Genomic DNA, 15238 nt, shown 5'->3' on the forward strand with positions numbered 1-15238 from the left:
TCTCGCAGATTAAGCAGATTGAGCAGATTTTTTAAAGAATGGTTGAATCTGTGTAATCTGATGGATCTGTGGGAGATCTTATTTCTTTTTTTGCTCTCGCAGATTAGGCGATTGAGCAGATTTTACAAGAATGGATGAATCTGTGTAATCTGATGGATCTGTGGGAGATTTTTATTATTTATTTTACTTCCCAGACGGTGTCTACAAACCATTTTTTTGAATCTTTGATTTCTCCTACCCTTTTAAAACCTGATTTTCCCCTCAGTTCTTCTATTTTTTCTGTGGAAAATTTCTGTGAAACTTCCATGTCAATGAGTTCATTTTCTTCAAATGAGATGTGGTCTTTTCCTATCGTTACCATTTGATCCTTCATGCTTACCAAGAAACTTCTACAGGCTCCGCTTACCGGATCGTAAGTTTGGTAATGCTGAAACTGTTCAAGATCAAAGTCTGCACCGAGCTCTCTGTTGATACGGGTCAGCAGGTTAAGGTTAAAAGCTGCAGTAATTCCGTTCTTATCGTTGTAGGCATTTAAGATGGTATGAGGATTTTTCTTAAGATCGAAACCAATCAGCAGCTTATCGCCTGAAGCCAGGTTCTGGTTCAAATGATAAAGGAAATTTTCAGCTTCCGCTATATCCATATTGCCGATATTACTTCCCAGAAACAGAATTACCTTCTTTCTGTCTGATAATGAGGATGCCTTCTGAAGCATTTCAAAATACTCTCCTTCCAGGGCAACTGTTTTCAGATCTGGTAATTCCCGGCTTAGTTTTTCATTTAAAATGGAAAGAATATTACCTGAAATATCGATGGGCATATAGGTAAAATCGGTTTTCTTTTCAACGAGGTATCTAAGTAAAAAAGTAGATTTCATAGCATCTCCCGCTCCTAATTCTATAAGATCAAAAGGTTCATTTTCCGGGATGATAAGGCTGGCGAGATCTGAGGTTTTATTTTTAAAGATATCAAGTTCACATTGGGTAAGGTAGTATTCAGGCATAGCCATAATTTCCTGGAAAATGCGGTCTCCTGTTTTATCATAAAAATACTTGGAAGATAACCTTTTCGGAATGCTTTTTAAGCCATTCATGACATCGGAACGAAAACTGCCGGCATGACGGTCCTCAACCATTGAATGTGGTTTTAACTGTAAATTCATATGTTTTAATTTGTGTGGTTTTTAGTTCACTACAACTATCTTGCCGCTCCAACATTAAATTCCACAAAACAGCCTTAGTTTCAGCTTAATAAATATATTAATTTTATATTTATTGCAAGAATTAAAAAAATGCCATTTGATCCATCTATATTAAGGGAAAAATTAAAGAAGCGGGACCACGATTTTTTAATCCTGAAAAAAGACATCGTGGAAACTGTTTTCAATAAGGATGAAATTGTTTTTACCCTTATCAAAGTCCGGAAAAGTGAAATTCCGGACATTCATTCCTTTATTATTTCGGCCATGGCAGCTTCAGGATCGGATGAGTTTGATATACAGAATTCGGAAATTATCCTGAGGGATAAGGAATCAATGGCAGAAAAAATTGCTGATTTTGAAATACGCTGGAAGGTCCGTTTAGAATTAGAGACTTATTTGGACGGCGAAGTTCAGTATGTGTATGGGACAGATGCAGATCCCAGCAGACAGAGCTATGACAGTGAGATCAGCTATATTATGGAGACAGAAAATTCTTTTATCTACTTTTTTACGAATCATTTTTATTATTAATTTTCTTTAACGCAAAGAATGATTAACGTTGCCTCCTATTTTAAGGATAGCAAAGATGGATCAACTTCGTTGATCTGATGAAGCGTTGATATTACCGATGGTTAATAAGAGTGCTAAATGTAGATTGGTTTACTGTGAGACATTATTCCAGGGATTTTTGTCCGGATTTCATTTTATTCATCAGAGGGTTGGCGTACATGGCCAGGAAATATTCTTTGGAAACGGCATCGGACGGGTCAATTCTCATTTCGAGCCTGCGTACAAACAGCTGTTTTTCCTGTTCTGTATATTCCGAAGCATAGGTATTGGTATTGTGGAGAAGATCATAAGCAATAAACTTGGTGGGCCAAAGTTTATAGTTCTGCAGGATGGAATCGTCAATCATCTGGGCAATCGCCTGCAGCTGCTTATTTTTGTTCTCAAGATGCGCTATGTCGTCCAGTTCCGTATCCAGTAAGTTTCCTGCATGGATGTGGATTCTTTTCTTTTGCCCCAATACTCCGCTCAGCATGGTCATAAAATCTTCATCCTTGCCTTTTATGTATTCCTCATCCCTGTGCCTGGCCAGGAGCTGCGGCATTTTTAAGGAGTCGGTAGGATCATATTCGTAAGAAATGGATATGGGAATTATTTTGAGTGTTTTAAAATAATCCGTCAAAGAAAGGTCGCCCGCTGCCATGGCCAGCATCTTTAAAACGCCTTGCTGGGTAGCATCGTTTCCGTCTTTTGTACGGCCTTCCCGCTGGGCAATCCAGACGGAACGTTTTTCAACATGTAAAAGCTGTTCGATATATTCGGACATGGTCTGGGAACTCTTCAGCTGCTCACGGATGGAAAGCCCTCTCTGGACCAAAAAGTTACGGTTAAGCTTGGCCAGTACGTGTAAAAATGTTTTCTGAACCAGGTTGTCCCCAATTGCGGACGAGGTCATGATAAACCCTTTCTCAAGCAGCACCAGATTCAGCAACGAGGTATCCAAAACAATGTCCCTGTGGTTGGAAACGAAAAGATAGGGTGTATTTGGGTCCAGCTTTTCAAATCCCGAAGTCGTTAAACCCTCAGAGCTTTTCGCAAGGATCTGACGAATTGTGTGGGCAATAAACTGATGCTGGAAATCGCTTATCGAATGAATATTTTTAAACTGTTCCCTCCAGACCTGCTTATCAACATCAGGAAAGGTGAACCCCATCAGTGCCGTCATCATAGGATCACGGGCGATTCCCCGCAATGCTTCATTTACTTCATGATCATAAAAAGGCCTGATTTCATCGAACTTCGACATGGAATGATTTAAAATTAATACTATTTTGCAAAAGAACAAAAATTTATCGAAGGGACATTACAATGTTTGTTAAAGTATTATGATTGACGTTTAAGTTTAGAGGAATGCCTCGTTCTGATCGTGGTGTCCATTTTTTATCGGCCTGGGAAGCTGTAGCGTTAAAAAAAATAAAAATTGATCCGTTAAAAAATTCCCACTGTTTGAGTGCGGACGGAACATTGAGCCGAAGGAGAAACATTCAATCCGCACGAGTTTTGGGAATTTTAGGAGCAAATTTTATTTTTTAGCGAAAGATTCCAAGCCTTGAATTTTTGGTTCTTTTGTTTCAAGACAAAAGAACAATTGATAAAAAACAACTCATTATTTTACTTTTTCCAGCAGATACAGTTTAGCTCCGGAAAAAGCCAGTTTAGGCATCAGGTTTCCTTCCAGAACCATCGTTTTGTTGTTGACATCAATTACTGAAATATAATTGTTGGAGTTGTATTCTATATAGTTTTCCTTTTCTTTGGTTACAGGATTTTTCCCGAATTCCATAGAATATTTTACCCAGTCTTCATCGCCGGAGCTGCAGTGTACGGGCTTGAATTTGGATTTTTTAGCCTTGAAAACAATCTGGTCGTAGCCGTCCGCACAGTCGGAAGTGAACGAACTTTCCGGGTTCTGATCGTTTGAAAATTCTTCAAAAGAGCCTTTGTAAACGCCTACCACTTTCCAGGTTCCGTCTACACGGTCTTCATCTATTTTTCCTTTGGCTTTGCTTACGGCCCAGCTGATCCCGTTTACGGTACCTTTTACAGCTTTATAGCCTACTTTGGCAACTCCTGTCACTACTTTTGTTGCAGTTCTTACTACACAGGAATTAAGTACTAGAACAGCAGAAAGGAGGAATATTGTTTTTTTCATTTGTCAGGTTTTTTATTGTTGCGAAGATAGGGTTTTTGAAAGTGAGAAGGAAATTTCAAACAAAGGTTCAGCCCATTACTGAACCTTTGTTTGGATTAGGCGTTAACTCCATCAATAAACACATCCACAAAATCCTGCACTTTCTGAATAATTCTTCTTCCAATATTATTACGTTCAGTAAGCTTTGGCTTTATTTCAAGAAGTTTTAGTGTATCACTTATTTTAGGAGTTTTGGAAGTAAAAAGAAAGTCGTCAATAGCATCTCTGAATCTGTCTTTATTTAATGATTCCTCTGTTGCAATTTTTTCAAAGGCTGAGTTCTTTTCTTTGTTCCAATACTTTTCAAATTCTTCGTTGACGTTATCACCATCAGAAATGTGTGGAAGGTTTTCTTCTATGAATCTTTCTATTAGTTCTTTTTTACTTCGAAGTTTGGCGTCCCCAGAAAGAATATCACGAATTTCTTTTTTCTTTTTCTCTAATTTATCGCCTTTCAGATTTGAGTCAGTAAGGTTAGCTAAAAGTGATAGAATATAGCTAACATTAATTTCATCACGATGAATCAGCTCAAGTTCGAAGTCAACATCATCTAAAATACTAGCTTTCCCTTCTGTTCCTGTTTTTCCTTTTAAATCAGTCCAAATATCCAAATATTTGCTTTTGTACCCATCAAATTCATATTCAGTCATTTCCAGTTTATCAAACTCAAAATCGGCAAATGATTTTAAGACATTCAGAACACGCATTACTTCACGGAAAGCAGTGATGAATTCAAACTTTTCCTGCTCGGTTTGATAACTATTGACACTGTTAATTTCAGGAGCGACAATCTTTAATGTATTCAAAGCAGAGTTGAAAAGCTCAATATAATCTTCAATTGGATGAATAATAATCTCTTGAATTGCTTCTTTGTTAGAAAATAAAGTCACAGCATCATCAGTTGCAGATTTCAGATTTCTAAAACAAACAATATTTCCTTGCGATTTCTTTTCGCCTAACAATCTGTTGGTACGTGAAAATGCCTGAATCAATCCGTGATACTTCAGGTTTTTATCGACAAATAAAGTATTCAATTGTGGACTGTCAAATCCTGTCAAAAACATATTGACTACAATAATTAAATCAACTTCTTTATTGCGGACTCTTTTAGCAATATCATTGTAGTAATTGTAGAAACTCTGGCTATCTTTGGTTGTAAAGTTCGTTCCAAACATTTCATTATAATGTCCGATATATCTTTCCAACACATTTCTACTGTGAGAATCTCCGTATTGAGCCTTCGGTTCTGCAACCATTTCAAGCTCGGGTTCTTCATAAATTCCATCCGCATCTTTGGACTCTTCATTAGTTCCGTAACTGAAAATTGTTGCAATTTTTAAGTTGTGTCGACCTTCCTCTTTTTTCTTTTGGAAAAGGTCATAATATTTTTGTAAAACATCAATACTGCTTACACAAAACATTGCATTAAAAGTACTGCTGTGCGTTTTTCTTCCGTATTCTGCAATAAGATAATCTGCAATTTTTTCAAGACGTTTTGGGCTTTCAAGAAGTTCTTGGGTGTCGATTGCTTCAACATCAGTATCAATGTAAGTGTTAGTTCCTTCTTTTTCCTTGTATCTTCCAACGTATTCTACAGAAAACTTCAAAACGTTATCATCCCGAATAGCATCTGTAATAACATATTTATGCAGACAATCTTCAAATAATCTGTTGGTTGTTGCGGGAACACCATCTATTTTCCCAATTGAATTTTTTCAGAAATCGGAGTTCCTGTAAAGCCAATCATTTGGGAATTTTTAAAATATTTTTTGATATTCTGATGCGTGTCTCCAAATTGACTTCTATGACATTCATCGAAAATAAAAACCACTTTCTTATCTTTCAGTTTCTCAATTTTATTGCCATGCTTTTCCTTGGTAATCGCAGTATTTAGCTTCTGTAAAGTGGTAACAATCAGCTTTGTATTATCTGAAAGTTGCTTAACCAGATGTGCTGTATTTTCAGTGGCGTCCACACTTCCTTTTTCAAAAGCATCAAATTCTTTTTGGGTCTGATAATCCAAATCTTTTCTGTCAACCACAAAAACAACCTTCTCAACTTTCGGAATTTCTTTTAGAATTTGACTGGCCTTAAAGGAAGTCAATGTTTTTCCTGAACCTGTTGTATGCCAAATAAAACCATTTTTATCTGTAGTTCTTACCCTATCAACAATTTTCTCAACCGCATAATATTGATAAGGTCTTAAAACCATCAGTAATTTATTCGTTTCATTTAAAACGATATACTTGGTAATCATTTTAGCAATGTGACAAGGCTCTAAAAATGCTTGTGCAAAATGCTCTAATTGCGTTATATTATTGTTATGTTCATCAGACCAAAAGAAGGTTTGTTTAAAGGTCTGCTTTGCGTTGTTGGAGTAATATTTTGTATTAACTCCGTTACTGATGATAAACAATTGAACATAATTAAACAATCCACTTCCAGAATTAAAAGACTGATGGTGATAACGGTTGATTTGATTGAAAGCCTCTTTCATTTCCAGACCACGACGTTTCAATTCAATCTGTACCAAAGGTAATCCGTTGATTAGGATGGTTACATCATATCTGTTTTTAAAATTCCCTTCTTGAATAATTTGATTGGTTACCTGAAACTGATTCTGACACCAATGGTCTTGGCTGATGAATTCAATCCATTCTGAAGTTCCGTCATCTTTAAAAAAATGGAAACGGTCACGTAATATTTTAGCTTTTTCAAAAACATTTCCTTTGGAAAGATGATTGAGGATTTTTTCAAACTCAGTATCTGAGAATGTTTTTTTATTGTGAATTTCGAGCTGAATCTTTAGATTTTTAATAAGGTCTGCCTCATTATATACTGCTACTTTTTTATGACCTAACTGTTGTAACTGTTCCACTAATTTTTGTTCAAGAATATATTCCGGCTGACTTGACATTCGTGCTTAGTTTTGGTTAAAAAACTTTGTCAGAAGTATGAATTCTGACAAAGTCGTTGATAGTTTTCCCAAATGTAAGAAATAATCAGTGATAACGACAATTATTTTAGTGCTTTAAACATCTGGTCAATAGCTTTTTTCTTCTGTTCCAAATTAGGATGAACATACAAATTCAAAGTTGTACTGATATTGGAATGTCCGAGCAAAACACTCACTGTTTTATAGTCGCATTTGCTTTCGATACATCGGGTTGCAAAACTGTGTCTAAGACCGTGAAACTTGATATCAGGAATTTCTAAAAACTTCATCAGGTTTTTATAATAACTTCGGTAAGTTCTAGGTTCTGTGGGTTTGGAATCATTGGTTAATACATAAAACGCAGGATTTACAATTTTCTTGAAAGGTTTCAGCATTCTCAACAAATCCCTGCACATCGGGATTTCACGGATAGAGTTTTTGGTTTTAGGGGAATCAATCAACAATTCTGTTTTTCGTTCTCCATCCTCAATCACGTAAATTCTTTGGATGGTTTTTCGGATATTGATAATTCCGTTATCCGTATCAATATCTTCCCAGGTCAATGCACAAATCTCACCAATCCGCATTCCCGAACAAAGACAGATATAAACACCCAAATTTCTAAAGGTAAAATGCTCCTGAATATAGCTCATTACTTTTTTCTGATGCGTTCTGCTCAATACCTCAATCGTATGCGTTTCTCGAACCGTAGGATATTGTACATCAAAATTGATAAACTCAATCCATTTATTCTTTGCACCAAACTTCAACACCATTTTCAAAACAATGAGAATGTCTTTGATACTTTTCTGACTTAATCCTTGTTCAAGTTTTTGAAATACAAACTTCTGTACCTCATCATCCACAATCTCAGAATAGTCTTTAAATACAGGCAATAAATGATTTTCCAGCAACAGCACATAAGCTGAAAAGGTTGATTTTTTCACATACATCTTTTTATCATTCTTCCATAGTTCAGCAATTTCTGCCAATGTCTTCTTTCTTGTCATAATTTTTTTGATTTTTTAAATGATTTTCTAACTAATCTCAAAAGTTATGAATTAACATTGGGGATTTATAGTTATTGAGCTTTAACCTGAGTTTTAATCAATCTTTGCCTTTCCTAATTTATTACCAAGGCTAAGATTTTATGGCTTTTTTAAGGATTGGGAATTGAAAAAGTTGGGAGAAATTACAGAGAAAATAACAGATGGTACTCACGATACTCCGAAGCCTGTTGAAAAAGGTGTTCCATTTCTTACAGCAATTCATATTAAAGATGGGTTTGTGGATTATGAAAGTTGTTATTACCTCGAACAAGAAATACATAATACTATTTTCAAAAGATGTAATCCTGAAAAAAATGATTTATTAATAGTTAATATTGGTGCAGGAACTGGAACTTGCGCCTTAAATATTGTAGATTATGAGTTTAGTCTTAAGAATGTAGCTTTAATAAAACCAAATAAAAATATAATTAATGGAAGCTTTTTAGCACAAGTACAAAGAAAGAAATCAAAAAAATATTTAATCAATTAACATCTGGAGGTGCACAACCATTTTTGTCTTTAAAAGAAATAGGGAGATTAACCATAATATTTCCTTCTATTGCAGAGCAAATAAAAATCTCATCTTTCTTATCACTTATAGACAAAAGAATCCAAACCCAAAAGAAAATAATTGAGGATTTACAAATAACAAAAAAAGAAATATCTTTTAAACTCTTCAAGGAAGGATTTAACTCATCAGAATCCAAAAAAAGAAATTTCCAAAAATTAGGGGATTTAACCTATATCGTAAATAAAAAAAATAAGGAAAACCTAAAACTACCAGTTTATTCAATCAACAATAAAAGGGGATTTATAAGTCAGTCTGAACAGTTTGAAGGAATTGATAGTGATGAGAGAGGTTATGATATTTCGTTATACAAAATAATAGAGAAAGAAACCTTTGCCTATAATCCTGCAAGAATCAATGTTGGTTCAATAGGTTATAGTGGAAATTTGGAAAATATTATTATTAGTTCCTTGTACGTCTGTTTTAAAACTATAGACACAGTCAATGACGAGTTTTTATTTCAGTATCTCCGAACTGATATTTTTAGAAAAGAAGTGTTAAGAAATGTAGAAGGAGGTGTCAGAGATTATTTATTTTATGAAAATTTTTCAAGAATAAAAATTAATCTTCCTGATTTGAAAGAACAAACTAGAGTAGCTCATTTTCTGTCTAAGTTTGATGAAAAAATCAACTTAGAAGCTGATTTACTTGCTCAATACGAAAACCAGAAAAAATTTTTACTGCAAAACCTTTTTGTTTAGAGAATTGGAGTTTTAATTAGCCTTCATAAAGGTTCAATACCATTACAAGGCTTCATTTTTCAAACAAACAAATTAGCCAAAAGAAACTTCTTCTGACGCTCTAATTTTTCTAAAATTTGTTTTTCAGTTTCTATTTTTTCTTGAATGGAGGATAGGAAATTTGTAATTTTATATTGTTCCTTTAAACAAGGAATTGATATTTCAATCTTTTCAATGGTATTTTTAGACAAGCTTGGTACCCCAGAAGCTTCATTATATTCTTTCCAATTTATATTTTGAAAAATATTAAAAATAAATTTAGGAACTGAATTATTAAATGAATGTGTATAAAACAATGTGTCAACAGTCCAAATTTTTCCATTGAAATATAATGGCTTATCTATAGTTCCCTTTCTTCCAATACAAACTGTTTCACCATCATAAAGAAAAGAATCTACAAAAGTTATAACTCCTCCTGTCCCATAAACAGGAATAGCACCATCATTTAAATGTTTATAATCTTTTCCGCTACCTATCGTTAATATTTCTTTTATTTTCTTTCTTTCCCAAGCCGGGAAATCGCTTCCGTGTTCATCTTTAAACCTTAGTTTCTGAGAAAATATCTTTTCACGACTTGCTTTCATTAAGGTTTCTAATTGTTCAATTATTTTCTTTTGTGATAATATTCTGTTATCTAAGAGGGCTATAAATTCTGCTATTTTATATTGTTCTTGAAATGAGGGAAAGGAAAGCTTAATATTATAAAAATCTGAATGATTTAAGTCTGGAATAGTAGAAGTTCCGGCTAACTTACTAATTTGATTTTGTATGCTCGTTAATTTTAAAAAATTATACAAAAATCCTTTCGAAATATTTTTCGGATAAGAAACTTTAAAAAAATTATTATGAAATGCACCTTCCACATTGGTAACTACTTTTCCAGTATTACCTGTTCTGGTCATTAGTATATCTTCTTTATTACAAAGAACTGAAAGTGGTGGGTTTTTAATGTAATATTTCTTTTCAGAATTTTCTTTCAAAAACTCGTTTGTAATGTAAAAATATGCACCATCTATTGGGGTCGTCAATCTTTCTGATATAGGAATTTGTAAACCTTGATTAATTTTCACAATATTTTGAAGTTTCTTCACTTTCCAATCCCCTTCAAACTCCGGAAATCGTAAATTAGGAAAATTCTTTACACTTTTATTTTCTTCTGTCATCTTAGTCATCTATTGTTATAGCTATAAACATTAAGGATTTTAACAAGCAAATTTTTTTAGCTGACTAAGCCCAATTCTTTCAAATACACTTCAATTTCGGCATCCAGTTGAGAACGCTTTGCTTCAAGCTCTTTAATTTCTGCCATTACCGCCTGGATATCAATTTCCTCTTCTTCTTCAAAAGTATCCACATAACGAGGAATATTTAGATTGTAATCATTATCTGCTACTTCCTGTAAAGTCGCTTTATGACTGAACTTTTCAGTTACCGTACGGTTTTGGTAAGTATCAACAATTTTATTGATATGAGCATTAAGCAACACATTTTGATTTTTCTGCTTTTCAAATTCTTTGCTGGCATCTACAAATAAGATATCTTCATCTGCTTCACGGCATTTTTTAAAGACTAAAATACACGTAGGAATACTTGTTCCAAAGAAAATATTGGCAGGTAAACCAATTACAGCATCTAAATAATTTTTCTCTTTAATCAGATATTTTCGGATAACCAATTCGGCTGCACCACGGAACAGAACACCGTGAGGCATTACAACTGCCATAATTCCGTTTTCATCCAAATGATGAATCATATGCTGAATAAAAGCAAAATCTGCTTTTGAAGAAGGTGCTAATTTTCCATATTGTGAAAATCGTTCATCCAATAAAAAAGTTCATTAGAACTCCATTTTGCAGAAAAAGGGGGATTGGCTACAATAGCATCAAATGTTTTATCAAGATGCTGAGGTTTTTCAAGGGTATCTTCCTGACGGATATCAAAATTACTGTAATTGACACCGTGAAGAATCATATTCATCCTGGCCAAATTGTAAGTTGTACGGTTCATTTCCTGACCGTAAAAATCACTTACTTTTGCTTCACGCGCTACACGCAAAAGCAACGACCCACTTCCACATGTCGGGTCGTATACGGATTTTAATTGTGATTTTCTGCTCGTCACAATTCTTGCCAAAATAGTAGAAACCTGTTGCGGAGTATAGAATTCCCCTGCTTTTTTTCCAGCTCCACTTGCAAATTGTGCGATAAGATATTCGTAAGCATCTCCCAAAACATCGGCATTGGTATCAGATAAATTAAAATCAATATCATCCAAATGATAAAGAACTTTGGAAATTAATGTATTTTTCTCGTCTTCTGTTCTTCCTAATTTGGACGAAGTAAGATCCAGATCATCAAATAATCCTTCAAAATCGTCTTCACTACTGGTTCCTAACGTAGACTGTTCAATATTATTAAGAATTTTAGAAAGCTCAGCTAAGATAAAATTGGATTTTCCTTCTTGTTTTTGATACCCTTTTTTAGCAATATTACTGAAAAGTTCTGAAGGTTTAAGAAAATATCCTAAGTCTTCAACAACTTCTTCATAGATGGCTTCAACAATTTCTTTTCCAGATTCAGAATTTTCGTCAACGTCATTATAATCAACATCTTCTCCTGAATCTAATAGGATTTTATTAGCAGTAAAATGTATTTTCTCTGAAAGATATTTGTAAAAGATAAATCCTAAAACATAATCACGAAATTCATCCGCATCCATTTTACCTCGTAAAGTATTTGCTATATTCCAAAGTTGCTGTTGCAACTGACGTTTCTGTTCTTCTGACATTTTATCCTTAATTAAAAGCTTTAAAGATATTTTATTTTAGATTAAAAAGAAAAGAATAGGACCGGAAATTTTATGTAATGTTGAAGCCTTTATTGTAATGTATTAAATTATAAGTGAATGAATATTGAATCTAATGTTTATCTACTATTACCGTTTGAGCTCTCCTCCCCATCCACCTCTTCAACCTCCACACCGGCAAATACACAAACACCACAGACAGTACCCCCGCCAGCACCCCAACCACTACAGCCATGGCCGTAGCATCCAGCTTATAATATTCGGACCAGTTATATTGTGCTAAAAGTAAAACAGACAGCACCAGCAATCCGGTAATAATCCCGTGCAAAATACTCAGTTTCGTCATCAGCTTCTTTTTATTAAGCTGTTCATCTACAGTGAACTCAATGGCACCCTGTTCGGAAGCAATGATGACCCTGTTGATAATATCGATGGTAAGCACTACGGGCAGAAATATGGCCATAGGTAAGGTAAGCCGGGCCAGATTCTGGGTTCCGGAAAAGAAGTGTGTGTATCCTAACTCCTGAAAACTGGCGTAAGCAATAATGAAGTTGAAGAATACATTCGGAAGGACATAGTAAATCGTCCGCCTGATGAGAAAGCGTTTCAGGGTGGTTTTCCTGAGTTTTTTAGGAGGGGGCGGCTTCAGTTTAAATTTCATAGCGACGAGGTCAGGAGTTCAATGGCTTTGTTTTTAATTTTTATGGCTTTTTCTTTGGGCAGGAATTGCTCATTGGACATAAACGTGAAATCCATTTGCTGATTATACGTTGTTGCGACCAGAGTATTCGAATTCAGCCATGGAAAGGCAACCGTAGGGCTGATGATGGTTTCTACTTTAAAATTTTTATAATCGCCCGGGATATTGATTCTTCCCATATTGGAAAGCGTTACATCATGACCGCCTTTACTGGATTTCAGCATGGAAACCATACGTTCAACAACGGGATGCATCTGCTCACCCATCCATAGAAGCTCCCTGGCTTCCATTTTTCCTATTTTTTCTGTAAGATCTTTTTTGATATGTCTGGCATTCTCCAGTAGATCCGGGTTTCTTTTTTTAAGGACAATTCAACGGTTGGAGCGAAAGCAAATACATGATCCTGTCTGATCTCCGGAATAAAATGACGCACATCCACTGGACTGATCACCTTCCCTTTTGCATATTTTCCCTGGACATCCTGGAAAGCCTGCATAAACGAAGAACAAAGCAAAGCGTGTACAGAAACACCATGAGCTTTCGATTTTTCCGTTATTTGTGCAGTTGTATCTGCATTCAGCTTCCAGTGGACAACGTAATTACTACCAAGGTTTCTGGTCTTACTTTTCCGCTGCATGAGAAAAAAGAGTCTGCCCATCATCAGATAAAAACGGGCTTTGCGCTTCTTTCTTTTCATATCGAAATCCAAAGGCAGGAAATCGTCCACAGAACTGAATACCTCATAAGGCAGCAACTCCAGAGCAGGATCATCCAGTAAAGCAAGAAGTTCCGTCATCATGGTGACAAGAGAAGTTCCGTCGCAGATGCAATGAGGCAGTACCCAAAGGATTTCCGATACATTTTGTCCTTTGATCCAGACCAATTGGGCAAGCGGCTTTTTTTCATCTTTAAACAGCCGGAACCATTCAGTTTCGGATTCTTTCAACCAGTCTTCATCCGTTCTTCGTTCAACAATACGGAGCGGAATGATTTCAATGTCTTTTTCCTCTATAAAAAAGGGATGCTTTTCACTGGTGTTATCAATCCTGGTTCTCAGCAAAGGATGTTTCTGCTGGATTTTTTCTAAAGCAGCCTTAAAGTTTTCCTCCGGGATATTCCCTTTTATTTTTGCCGTAAATACACAATTGACAGGAGTTTCGGGATCAACATACATGATCCGCTCCACCATCATTAAATTTCGCCTGATCATAATACTGCTATGGGGTCTAATTGTAATTTCACCGTTTTAATCACCTCATCACGAATAGCCAAAGCTTCCGCATACGGTAAATAGCCTTCGCTTCCTACAAATGAAAAATCCATTTCACCCCGAAACGTTGACGTTACCATCGTTGTGGTATTCCCCAAAGGGCCAATCACAGACGGGCTGAAAATGGTTTCCAGTGTAAATTCTTTGTATTGATGAGGAATCTGAATGCGTCCAAGATTGGAAAACATACAGTCGTTGGAAGATTTACCATGCTTTAACAGCTTCGTGAAGTTTTTCAAGGCATCATGAGCAGACTCCATCACCATCATGGTAATGTAAGGATTCAGTTTGGAGGTTTTCTTTTCTACAGACTCCTGCATCATCCACAAATTGTCTGAAAAACTCACTTTATCGTCAGATGAAAGTACAATCATCAACCCGAAAGCAAAGATATGATCGTCTTTAATCTGTGGCGCAAAACGCCTGATATCTACCGGGCACGACACTTTATTGAAAGCGGCATCCCCTCTTACCTTTTTAAAGGCACGAAGTAACACGGCACTTAAAAATGTATTAACGGTAACCTCCTGCGACTTACAATAAGCTATCAGTTCCTTACTTGTTTCTTTGTCAAATTTCCAGTGGATCAGGTAATCATTTTGCCGTTCAATGGCTTTCTTACTGACAGGAATGCATTTGATGGCCGTTGCCGCCACCCTGCCGATTACTTTCGCTTTCAGTTTTTGGTAACGGTTTGTCAGAATTGCTTCCGGAACCACATCATGAATTCCCAGGATAGGATGTTCTACCCCGATTTCAGCTGACGGATTATCCAATATTGTTAAAAATTCATATAAAAAAGCCATAGCAGAACCCCCATCGCATAAGCAATGGTGAAAAGAAAAAAGCATCTCTGATACTTCTTCCCCTCTGATCCAGATGAATCGGAGAAGAGGTTGTTGCCCAAAATCAAATAAGGTCTGCCACTCCCTTCTGGATTCCTCCTGCCAGTCGTCTTCCCCTTTTCTGGAAACGATCCGTATCGGGATCGGCGGATAAGTTTCCGGTACTTCAAACCAGGGAATATCATCTTCATCATGATTGATGAACGCTCTCAGCCATGGATGTTTTCTCTGAAGCTGATCCAGGGCATTCTGGATATTTTTCTCCTGAAAAGTACCGCGCAGCCGGAACGGAATCACGGCATTGAAAGGTTCTGTTCCGTCCCCTAAAAGCATACGCTCGCCAAATAACAATTTTCGTCTCATAGGC

The 15238-nt window shown here is 35.8% G+C and carries 14 protein-coding genes and 1 pseudogene; 3 read left to right on the forward strand and 12 right to left on the reverse strand.

The features are described 5' to 3' along the window. Positions 1 to 178 precede the first annotated feature (178 nt). On the reverse strand, positions 179 to 1162 hold the full coding sequence (locus N4G44_RS13715) for an L-histidine N(alpha)-methyltransferase (protein WP_474927692.1): 984 nt from the start codon (positions 1160 to 1162) through the stop codon (positions 179 to 181). 129 nt (positions 1163 to 1291) lie between these two features. Between N4G44_RS13715 and N4G44_RS13720 the strand changes: the two genes are divergently transcribed. Further along, on the forward strand, positions 1292 to 1732 hold the full coding sequence (locus N4G44_RS13720; protein WP_474927693.1) for a hypothetical protein: 441 nt from the start codon (positions 1292 to 1294) through the stop codon (positions 1730 to 1732). A gap of 142 nt (positions 1733 to 1874) precedes the next feature. Here N4G44_RS13720 and N4G44_RS13725 read toward each other — a convergent pair whose 3' ends face one another. The 5 genes from N4G44_RS13725 to N4G44_RS13745 form a co-directional block, all read right to left on the reverse strand. After that, positions 1875 to 3014 (reverse strand): 1-acyl-sn-glycerol-3-phosphate acyltransferase, encoded by a 1140-nt coding sequence (locus tag N4G44_RS13725; protein ID WP_474927695.1) that lies wholly within the window; start codon positions 3012 to 3014, stop codon positions 1875 to 1877. A gap of 360 nt (positions 3015 to 3374) precedes the next feature. Continuing rightward, a complete protein-coding gene (locus N4G44_RS13730) occupies positions 3375 to 3920 on the reverse strand; it encodes a hypothetical protein (protein WP_040999751.1) in 546 nt (181 codons plus the stop codon). A gap of 95 nt (positions 3921 to 4015) precedes the next feature. After that, a complete protein-coding gene (locus N4G44_RS13735) occupies positions 4016 to 5665 on the reverse strand; it encodes a type I restriction endonuclease subunit R, EcoR124 family (protein WP_474928342.1) in 1650 nt (549 codons plus the stop codon). Further along, positions 5653 to 6876, reverse strand: coding sequence for a type I restriction endonuclease subunit R (locus N4G44_RS13740; RefSeq protein ID WP_474927696.1), 1224 nt, complete (start codon positions 6874 to 6876; stop codon positions 5653 to 5655). Before N4G44_RS13740 ends, N4G44_RS13735 begins: the two co-directional genes overlap by 13 nt. A gap of 101 nt (positions 6877 to 6977) precedes the next feature. Continuing rightward, positions 6978 to 7904, reverse strand: a complete 927-nt coding sequence (locus N4G44_RS13745) for a tyrosine-type recombinase/integrase (RefSeq protein WP_474927698.1) — start codon at positions 7902 to 7904, stop codon at positions 6978 to 6980. A gap of 163 nt (positions 7905 to 8067) precedes the next feature. Between N4G44_RS13745 and N4G44_RS13750 the strand changes: the two genes are divergently transcribed. Together N4G44_RS13750 and N4G44_RS13755 are read left to right on the forward strand one after the other, a co-directional pair. After that, the gene (locus N4G44_RS13750) at positions 8068 to 8433 is read left to right on the forward strand and encodes a restriction endonuclease subunit S domain-containing protein (protein ID WP_474927699.1); all 366 of its coding nucleotides are present in this window, start codon (positions 8068 to 8070) and stop codon (positions 8431 to 8433) included. Positions 8434 to 8456: 23 nt separating this feature from the next. Beyond that, positions 8457 to 9212: a restriction endonuclease subunit S gene (locus tag N4G44_RS13755; RefSeq protein ID WP_474927701.1), complete on the forward strand. Its 756-nt coding sequence runs from the start codon at positions 8457 to 8459 to the stop codon at positions 9210 to 9212. Between the two features lie 59 nt (positions 9213 to 9271). Here N4G44_RS13755 and N4G44_RS13760 read toward each other — a convergent pair whose 3' ends face one another. The 6 genes and pseudogenes from N4G44_RS13760 to N4G44_RS13785 all read right to left on the reverse strand — a co-directional run bounded on the left by N4G44_RS13760 (position 9272) and on the right by N4G44_RS13785 (position 15234). Continuing rightward, positions 9272 to 10414, reverse strand: a complete 1143-nt coding sequence (locus N4G44_RS13760; RefSeq protein ID WP_474927705.1) for a restriction endonuclease subunit S — start codon at positions 10412 to 10414, stop codon at positions 9272 to 9274. 56 nt (positions 10415 to 10470) lie between these two features. Beyond that, a pseudogene (locus N4G44_RS13765) lies at positions 10471 to 12038 on the reverse strand (type I restriction-modification system subunit M). Positions 12039 to 12168: 130 nt separating this feature from the next. Continuing rightward, positions 12169 to 12717 carry a hypothetical protein gene (locus N4G44_RS13770; protein ID WP_474927708.1) on the reverse strand — a complete coding sequence of 183 codons (549 nt, stop codon included), beginning with the start codon at positions 12715 to 12717 and terminating at the stop codon, positions 12169 to 12171. Continuing rightward, positions 12714 to 13046: a hypothetical protein gene (locus N4G44_RS13775; protein ID WP_474927711.1), complete on the reverse strand. Its 333-nt coding sequence runs from the start codon at positions 13044 to 13046 to the stop codon at positions 12714 to 12716. Before N4G44_RS13775 ends, N4G44_RS13770 begins: the two co-directional genes overlap by 4 nt. Positions 13047 to 13051: 5 nt before the next feature. Further along, positions 13052 to 13966: a condensation domain-containing protein gene (locus tag N4G44_RS13780; protein ID WP_474927712.1), complete on the reverse strand. Its 915-nt coding sequence runs from the start codon at positions 13964 to 13966 to the stop codon at positions 13052 to 13054. Beyond that, positions 13963 to 15234 carry a condensation domain-containing protein gene (locus N4G44_RS13785; RefSeq protein ID WP_474927715.1) on the reverse strand — a complete coding sequence of 424 codons (1272 nt, stop codon included), beginning with the start codon at positions 15232 to 15234 and terminating at the stop codon, positions 13963 to 13965. The genes N4G44_RS13780 and N4G44_RS13785 overlap by 4 nt, the downstream gene beginning before the upstream one ends. Positions 15235 to 15238 lie beyond the last annotated feature (4 nt).

Source organism: Chryseobacterium sp. GTID13 (assembly GCF_056172655.1).

Coding starts and splice junctions, on each gene's coding strand:
- N4G44_RS13715 (WP_474927692.1), bottom strand. CDS start 1,162: ATGAATTTACAGTTAAAACCACATTCAATGGTTGAGGACCGTCATGCC.
- N4G44_RS13720 (WP_474927693.1), top strand. CDS start 1,292: ATGCCATTTGATCCATCTATATTAAGGGAAAAATTAAAGAAGCGGGAC.
- N4G44_RS13725 (WP_474927695.1), bottom strand. CDS start 3,014: ATGTCGAAGTTCGATGAAATCAGGCCTTTTTATGATCATGAAGTAAAT.
- N4G44_RS13730 (WP_040999751.1), bottom strand. CDS start 3,920: ATGAAAAAAACAATATTCCTCCTTTCTGCTGTTCTAGTACTTAATTCC.
- N4G44_RS13740 (WP_474927696.1), bottom strand. CDS start 6,876: ATGTCAAGTCAGCCGGAATATATTCTTGAACAAAAATTAGTGGAACAG.
- N4G44_RS13745 (WP_474927698.1), bottom strand. CDS start 7,904: ATGACAAGAAAGAAGACATTGGCAGAAATTGCTGAACTATGGAAGAAT.
- N4G44_RS13760 (WP_474927705.1), bottom strand. CDS start 10,414: ATGACAGAAGAAAATAAAAGTGTAAAGAATTTTCCTAATTTACGATTT.
- N4G44_RS13770 (WP_474927708.1), bottom strand. CDS start 12,717: ATGAAATTTAAACTGAAGCCGCCCCCTCCTAAAAAACTCAGGAAAACC.
- N4G44_RS13775 (WP_474927711.1), bottom strand. CDS start 13,046: ATGGAAGCCAGGGAGCTTCTATGGATGGGTGAGCAGATGCATCCCGTT.
- N4G44_RS13780 (WP_474927712.1), bottom strand. CDS start 13,966: ATGATCAGGCGAAATTTAATGATGGTGGAGCGGATCATGTATGTTGAT.
- N4G44_RS13785 (WP_474927715.1), bottom strand. CDS start 15,234: ATGAGACGAAAATTGTTATTTGGCGAGCGTATGCTTTTAGGGGACGGA.